General features: G+C 59.7%; 4 protein-coding genes and 1 tRNA gene. 1 reads left to right on the top strand and 4 read right to left on the bottom strand.

What is annotated here, in order from left to right; genetic code table 11:
• The 4 genes from HMPREF2894_RS00995 to HMPREF2894_RS00980 form a co-directional block, all read right to left on the bottom strand.
• On the bottom strand, window positions 1-225 hold a 225-nt coding region (locus tag HMPREF2894_RS00995; RefSeq protein WP_210399392.1), incomplete at its 3' end, for a transposase.
• A 650-nt stretch (window positions 226-875) separates the two neighbouring features.
• Window positions 876-952: transfer RNA gene (locus tag HMPREF2894_RS00990), tRNA-Met, on the bottom strand.
• A 370-nt stretch (window positions 953-1,322) separates the two neighbouring features.
• Entirely contained in the window at window positions 1,323-4,436 is a 3,114-nt protein-coding gene (locus tag HMPREF2894_RS00985; RefSeq protein WP_070677459.1) for a UPF0182 family membrane protein, read from the bottom strand.
• A 211-nt stretch (window positions 4,437-4,647) separates the two neighbouring features.
• A complete protein-coding gene (locus tag HMPREF2894_RS00980) occupies window positions 4,648-5,871 on the bottom strand; it encodes a YlbL family protein (RefSeq protein WP_070677458.1) in 1,224 nt (407 codons plus the stop codon).
• A 297-nt stretch (window positions 5,872-6,168) separates the two neighbouring features.
• On the opposite strand from HMPREF2894_RS00980, the gene HMPREF2894_RS00975 reads away from it, so the two are divergent.
• Entirely contained in the window at window positions 6,169-7,632 is a 1,464-nt protein-coding gene (locus HMPREF2894_RS00975; RefSeq protein WP_070677455.1) for a zinc-dependent metalloprotease, read from the top strand.
• The last annotated feature ends 14 nt before the right edge of the window (window positions 7,633-7,646 follow it).

Here is a 7,646-nt window from a genome sequence, read left to right as displayed (position 1 = left end):
AATGGTGCCGACCCTGGTGTCCAGGGGCCGGTAGCGATACCCGTTGCGCCTGGTGTGACGCTGCGGATCTTGTTGACCCCACTGGGCCCCGCACACCGCATCAGCGTCCGCTGATAGCAACGCGTTAATGACGTGCTGGAGCAAGGAACGCATCAAATCTGGGGATGCCTGGGACAACGCCTCGCCAAGCATGCCAGCAGGGTCGATAATATGAGGAGCGGTCATCGTTGTGCCTCCAAATCATTTCGAGTCAGAAGTAGAAGAGCTTTCTCGAAGGATCACACGGTGACCGCACCCATCACAAGCAACGGGCCGATCACCACACGGTTACACCACTATGCGGGACGCTACTCTTTCAAACCGCTTAGTTACCGCCTGTTTGAGGCTAAGCGGTATATCGAAAACGTTGGTATATCAGTCAAAACATGGTGTGTTGCCGCCTCTACCGCCTAATTTCTAAAAAGTGTACACGCGAGTGTTCATCTTCCTACATATGCGTGTGTATATATAAAAGTTTTCGGTTTTAGGCGGTGAAGGCGGTAAAGGGTTGGGATTCGGTTGAGATACGAGGGAAAATGCTATACCGCTTTTGCATTTTCAGGCGGTAAACAGCCGGTATCAACGCCGATTAGGCGGTGAAAATCCTCCTCTGCAACCTCCCTCCCACGAGATCATGCACGAGCGAAGATAGTCATACGCCCCGAAGGGGCGTTGGATGATAGTCCTCGATGTTGGGTGATAGTCCCCCCTCCCCCCACCTCGACGACGGGCCTGAGTTTGGCTGAAAGGTAGGGAATAACATAGGGATTCGGTCTCGTCAGGGCAAAACAAAACCCGGTATCTCAGCGACTTTTCGTTGAGATACCGGGTTTTTCTGGTTGCGGGGACAGGATTTGAACCTGCGACCTCCGGGTTATGAGCCCGGCGAGCTACCGAACTGCTCCACCCCGCGGCGACTCATATAACTATACAGACCCGAAACCGGGCGCGCAAGCCAAAAGCACACTTTGTAACCAAGCACACAAAAACAGGGGTTGCGGGGCCGGACTCGAGGCTTAGAAGCCGCCGGGCTTTAGAAGGTGTCGGAGTTAGAAAGCATCAGGGGGCAGAACGCGCAAGAACGGGGCGGAAGCCTAATGCTTCCACCCCGTTCCATCTGAAACAGCCGGAGGGAGGTAGCCAATACCGCAGACAGCAGGAGCCACGCCCTGCGAGCGCCTGTGCTAGTTTCCGGGTCTAGAGCGAGGACGCTAGACCCGGAAACCCGAACGACCGGTATGCGCTACTCCCCCGCTGCCTCGTGCTGCTTAGCCTTCTTAGGATTAGCGAGAAGCCGAGGCGCTAGGCTTCGCGCTTGCGGGGGCACTCGCAGAAGAGCTAGCCGCTGCGCTCGGAGCTGCAGAAGCACTCGGGGTTGCCGAGCCCTTACTCTGCGCCTCCTCAGCCTCCAGCGCCTTCTTTACGGCAGCTTCCAGGCGCTTCTGAGCCTCACCATAGGCGGCCCAGTCGCCCTTCTTCATTGCCGCATCAGCATCGGTCATTGCCTTCGAGGCATCCGTCAGAGCCTGCTTCAGTTCCGAAGACTGCGAAGCCGACGAGCCGCCGGTCGAAGAGCTAGACGAGCCGGAGGCAGACGCCGAAGGAGCCGGCGAAGCCGTAGCCGAGCCGTCCAACTTAGCACCCGAAGAGCCACCGAACACCTGGTTCAGCGCCTCCTCCAGAGTCGGAGCGAAGCCGACCTTATCGCCGAAGCTCACCAGCACACGCTGCAGACGCGGGTACTTAGCGTCACCGCTCGACTGCACGTACACCGGCTGAACGTACAGCATGCCGCCGCCCACCGGCAGAGTCAGCATATTGCCGTTAATCACCTCGGAAGAGCCGCGGCGCAGCAGGTTCAGCTGGTTCGACACCTCAGCATCAGAGTTGAAAATGTTCTGAGCCTGACCAGGGCCGGGAACCACCGAAGAACGCGGCAACTCCAGCAGACGTAGCTTGCCGTAATCGGGGCTACGCTCGCCATCCTTACCGGTACCGGCATCGCCGTTAGCCGCCAGGAAGCCGTACATCACGTTACGAGAGTTCGAATCGCTCTGCTGCGGAATGAATGTGGTCGTCAACGAGAAGTGCGCACGAGAATCGCCGGGCATCTGCAGGGACAGGTAGTAGGGCGAAATCGGCTGGTTACGATCATTGGTCGGGTCATTCGGAATCGACCAGACATCGTCACCGGCGTAGAAGCTATTCGCGTTCGTCACGTGGTACTTATTCAGCATGGTGCGCTGAATATTGAACATGTCAGTCGGGTAACGCACGTGGCTCATCAGCGAAGCGTTCATCTCACGGTAGCTCTTCACCGTGCCAGGGAAAACGCCCTGCCACGCCTTCAGCACCGGATCCTCCTCATCCCACGCGTACAGGGTCACCGAACCGTCGTACGCGTCCACGGTAGCCTTCACCGAGTTACGGATGTAGTTCACCGAGTTAGAACGCTGAGCACCCGCAGCGGTTGCCGCATCCTGGGAGCTACCCTGCGCGTAGGGGAACTGATCGCTCGTGGTGTAAGCATCCACAATCCACTGCACGCGATTATTCACAATCGCCGGGTACGGCTTAGAATCCACGCTCAGGTACGGCGCCACCTTACGCACACGATCCAGCGGGTTACGTTCGTACAGAATCTGCGAGCCCTCACGCACCGCATCCGACAGCAGAATGTCAGAGGACTGGAACTTAATCGCGTAGGACAGGCGAGCCAGCAGCGAATCAACGCGAGGACCACCGTAACCGGTGAAGGTGTACTTCGCATCGGAGGCGTTGGTTTCGTCAGCAGAAAGCGGACGGTCCAGCTCCAGGGTGTCACCCTTACCGCCCACAATCGAATACTCCGGCGAGCTCGTGCCGAAGTAAATACGCGGCTCGTAATCCTCGCTCAGGGTACCGGTCGCCTTAATACCGGACTGCAAGAACTTCGGGTTACCCGCAGAATCCACCTGGTTACCATAGGCGGCAATCACACCGTAACCGTGGGTGTACACCACGTGGCGGTTATACCAAGAATCGCCGCTGGTCTGCGCCGGGTTCAGCTCACGAGCCGCCAGCACCGTATCCTGCGTGGTGTTACCCACCGAATAGCGGTCCACCGACAGCTGCGAATCAAAACGGTAGTACGGGCGGAACTGCTGCATCTGAGCAAACGCCGAGGACACAACATTCGGATCCAACAGACGGATATTCGCAATGGTCGCGCTCGAAGAGCTCAACGCACCGGCACGGGTATCAATCGTCGCGTCATACGGAGTGGTCTCAATCTTGTCCAGACCGTACGCGTAACGGGTCGCATCAATATTGCGCTGAATAAACTTCGACTGAGCACCCTGCTCATTCGGAACCACCTGGAAACGCTGAACAATCCACGGGTACAGGCCGCCAGCAACCACGGCAACAATCACCAGCATCGCGGTGCTAATCAGCGGCAGACGCCAACGATTTATCGAAGCCGCCACCACAAACATGATCGCCACCAGCAAAGCAGAAATCGCCAAAATAGCGTTCACCGGGATCGACGAGTTCACATCCGTGTACATTGCGCCAGCCCAGCGGCCCACCTGCTGCTGAGTCGAGGAATAACGATCCAGCCAGAAGCTCACCGCACGAGTCAGCAAAAACACAGCCACCACAATCGCAGCGTGACGGCGGAATGCCGACGTGGTACTCACACCACCGGGCTGAACCTTAATACCGCCGTAGAAGTAGTGCATGAACAGACCCGCGAGCGCCGACAGCACCACAGCGGAGGTCACCAGAGTCACCACCATGCGGAAGAACGGCAACGCAAACAGGAAGAACCCGTAATCCAGACCGAACTCGGGGTCAGTCTTACCGAAGGACTGCTGGTTGAAGAACAGCGCGACGGTGCTCCACTGAGTCATCGTCGCCGAAGCAATGAACAGGCCCAGCAGTAGCGGAACCGCAATCAGCAGAACCTTACGCGCCTTATCCACGCTCTCGTGGTAGCGGCGCATGCTCTCCTCAGCACGCTGCTGACCAAATACGTCACGAAGCATCTGCTCGGCAGCATCCGTGCCGCTGGTCGGTACGCTCTGATTCGGGTTCGGCGCCTCCTGCGGCTCCTTCTCGGACGCCGGCACTACATCAGCATGACGGACCGCGTAGGACATCGAAGCCCACAGCGGCACAGCAATCACCACGGCAGCCACCACAAACACGGCTGCCTTCAACAAAATCTGGGTAGTGAACACGGTGCTATAACCCAGCTGATCAAACCACAGCCAGTCCGTGTACACCTGGGACGCACCCACAAAAGCAGCAATAAGCACCGCCACCACAGCAATCGTTGCCTTCAGGGGGCTACGGCGCTTGGGGGCAGGCTTCGTCGGCTTGGGATGCGCGGTGTTATTGGTCGACTCAGACACAATTCCTCGCTCATCATACGTTCAGAGAAAATAACTGCCTTTAAGTATCTCAGAGGTCAAGCAGAAGGGCAGAACCTCGTAGAAGCTCGGGGCGAAATACGGCAGATAAAAGAGGTAAGGAGGGCGCAGAACAGCCCCGGTACCGTAAAATACCGGGGCTGACTTCTACGTTAGATAGGGGTCTGGGAGCGCACGATTAGGAACCACGCGATTAGGAACCGCAGCGGGGCAGGGAATCATCCGGGGTGCCAGACTTAATTGCCTCGACCGTCTTCACCGCCTCATCCAGGGTCGACACCGGCACAACCACCATCGTGCCGCGCACCTGACCGGCGTGATAGTAGTTGAACAGGTCGGGGTCCTGCGCCTGCATCTTCACAATCGAATCGCAGTTCTCCTTCGGTGCCAAGAAGTAGCGCGCACCGTAACGGCCCGTCGCAAGAATCTTGTACTTAATACCGCCAATCGCGCCGACCTTACCATTCGCATCAATCGTGCCGGTACCCGAAATGTAGCTGCGGTACGGATCGCCTCCAGCGTCCTCATCGGCGAGTAGGGTACCCTCGCTCAGCTTATCCACCGTACCCAGCGCCAGCATCAGACCGGCGCTCGGGCCGCCCACACCGTCCAGGTTGTACTGCACGTGCGCCGGCAGGTCATAGCTCTGCTTCAAACCCGCGCCCAGAATCCAGCGGCTATTGTCGCTGGAACGAACCGGGGTCAGCTTAAAGGTCTGCTGCTTGCCGTCACGTTCCACGGTCACATCAATCGGCGAGCCGTTCGAAGCGTTCACCGCCTTCGGAACATCGGTGAGAGTCTCAATCTGCTTCTCCCCCACCTTCACGATGCGGTCATCAGCCTTCAGCGCGCTTGCCGCCGGGGAACCCTCCACCGTGGAAAGCACCTGAACCTTCTCGGTCACCGCCATCTTCAGCTGGCGCATCGCCGCGACCTTCGCCTGAGTCTGCGAATCAGCCATCTGCGCGCCGGTCGCCGCCGTCGCCTGCTCGTGGCTCACATGCGGGTACAGGGCATCGGTCGGCACCACGAGGCTGCGGTTACCGTCAAACGCCAACCAGCCGTAGAACGCCTCCGCACCGGACAGCTCCGTGTACGGGCCACCCGAAACCGACACCGTGGTCATGTTCATCTTGCCGAACGTCTTATAGCTCGGCGCACCCGAGACCTCAATGACGTCCTTCTCCTGATAGGTTCCGAGCACGTCAAAGAGCGGGCCGGGTCCCTCCTTCACATAGGAACTGGGCAGAACAAAAGCACCAGCCAGCAGGGCGCACGTCGCCACAGCACTCACCGAACGCAAGTTCACGCGGCGCGGCGCAAAACGCGAACGGCGCTTAGCCGCCTTCTCATTACTCTTCACGCTCGCGGAGGCGGCGTTCGGCTGCTGCTCAGCATCGGGGGTGGACTTAGTCATGGTTTCTACAGTACCGGATAAACCTGCTTTTCAACACGCGCGCGGGCACCGTCGCCCCGCTAAAAATAGAGCAACCAGGAGGCGTTCACGCTCTGACCCGCGCTGCGCTGTGTCAGCACCCGACGGTGACAGCGGCACGAAAAAGCTCCCAAACCCCGGCGACAGAGACAAGCTTGTGAGCCCTCAGCTGATTAAGCCGCATCCACAGCGGTGGCGCGGGAAATTCTCAGCAAAAATCGGTAGGCTGGACAGCGAGCGGGCCAGCTACGCCCACCCCCGGATTACGAAAGGCTTCACATGTCTGAGAACCCCACCGGCGGCGCCTCCAACGAGCGCGACCCCCTCGAAGAATTCATTAAGAAGATGCAGGAGCAGGGCTTCGACCCCTCCGCAGGGGCAACCGGCCAGGGCGGCAAGGGCACCTCCTCCAACGCACAGAACCCCTTCGGCGCGCTCTTCGGCGAAGGCGGTCAGAACCCCTTCGGCATCAGCATCGACCCCGAAGACCTGAAGAACATGGGCATGGGCTTCGACCCCGCCATGATGCAGAGCATGTTCGCGCAGGTACAGGCAATGTTCTCCGGCGCGGGCGCATCCGACAGCCCCAGCGGCGTGAACTGGGATAACGTGAAGAACCAGACCCGCCAGATGCTCGCATCCATGGGTGAAGACCCCTCCGTACCCGAAAACCTCAAGCGCGCCGTAGAAGACGCGGCGAACCTCGCCGACCTCTGGCTGGACGCGGTGACCACCGTTGAGCGCCACAACTATCCGGTGCAGGCGTGGTCCAAGGCGGAATGGGTGGAGCATTCCTTCGATTCCTGGCGCGAAATGGTCGAGCCGGTCGCAGCCGAAGTCACCCAGTCCATGGTCATGCCCGGCGCACCCGAAGACGTGCCCGAAGAGATCTCTCAGATCCTTAACAGCGGCTTCTTGAACAACATTGGTTCCGTAATTTTTGGTGCGCAGATGGCTCAGGCGCTCGCGCAGCTCGCCGGTGAAGTGTACTCATCCACCGACGTGGGCTTCCCCCTCGCACCCGGCTCCTCCGCGCTGTTGCCCAACGGCTACCAGCAGCTCGCCGACAGTATCGAGGTTCCCCCGCAGGAGGTCCTGCTCTACCTTGCCGTGCGTGAATCCGCGCTGATCCGCCTGCACAAGGCAAACCCCTGGCTGCGCGAAGACCTGGTCCAGCTCGTGGCGCGCTACGCCCGCGGCATCCGCGTGGACATGAACCGTATGCAGGACGCCGCATCCCAGGTGGACATGAGCAACCCCGACGCCGTGCAGGAAGCATTCGAAGGCGGCATGTTCAGCCCCCAGCGCACCGAAGACCAGGAACTGGCGGTACAGCGTCTGGAGGGTCTGCTCGCCCTCATCGAAGGCTGGGTATCCGTCGTAACCGAGGACGCGACCCGCAACCTGCCCAAGGCACCGCAGCTGACCGAAATCATGGCGCGCCGCCGCATCGACGGCGGCCCCAGCGAGCAGGTCTTCGAGAACCTGGTCGGCTTGGAACTGCGCCCGCGCCTGGTGCGTGAAGCACAGCAGTTCTGGCGCTGGTACGAAAACGCCCACGGCATTGAGGCACGCGACGGCCTCTGGGACACCCCGGAGACCCTGCCCACCCCCGCCGAGCTGGAAGACTTCACCGCATACGATGCGCGCATGAACGAAATCAGCCTGGACGACGTGGACTTCGACTCGGAGCTGCAGAAGCTGCTGGACGGCGGCTTCGGCGACGCGCCCGAAGAGAAGTAAAGCTGAGCAAAGTA

Source organism: Rothia sp. HMSC066G02 (assembly GCF_001813145.1).
Lineage (GTDB): Bacteria > Actinomycetota > Actinomycetes > Actinomycetales > Micrococcaceae > Rothia.
The sequence above is the reverse complement of the archived record's forward strand: the minus strand, read 5'-3'. Positions and strand labels throughout refer to the sequence as shown.

Excerpts from the sequence above, each read along its gene's own strand:
- HMPREF2894_RS00980 (WP_070677458.1), bottom strand. The coding sequence starts at position 5,871 with ATGACTAAGTCCACCCCCGATGCTGAGCAGCAGCCGAACGCCGCCTCC.
- HMPREF2894_RS00975 (WP_070677455.1), top strand. The coding sequence starts at position 6,169 with ATGTCTGAGAACCCCACCGGCGGCGCCTCCAACGAGCGCGACCCCCTC.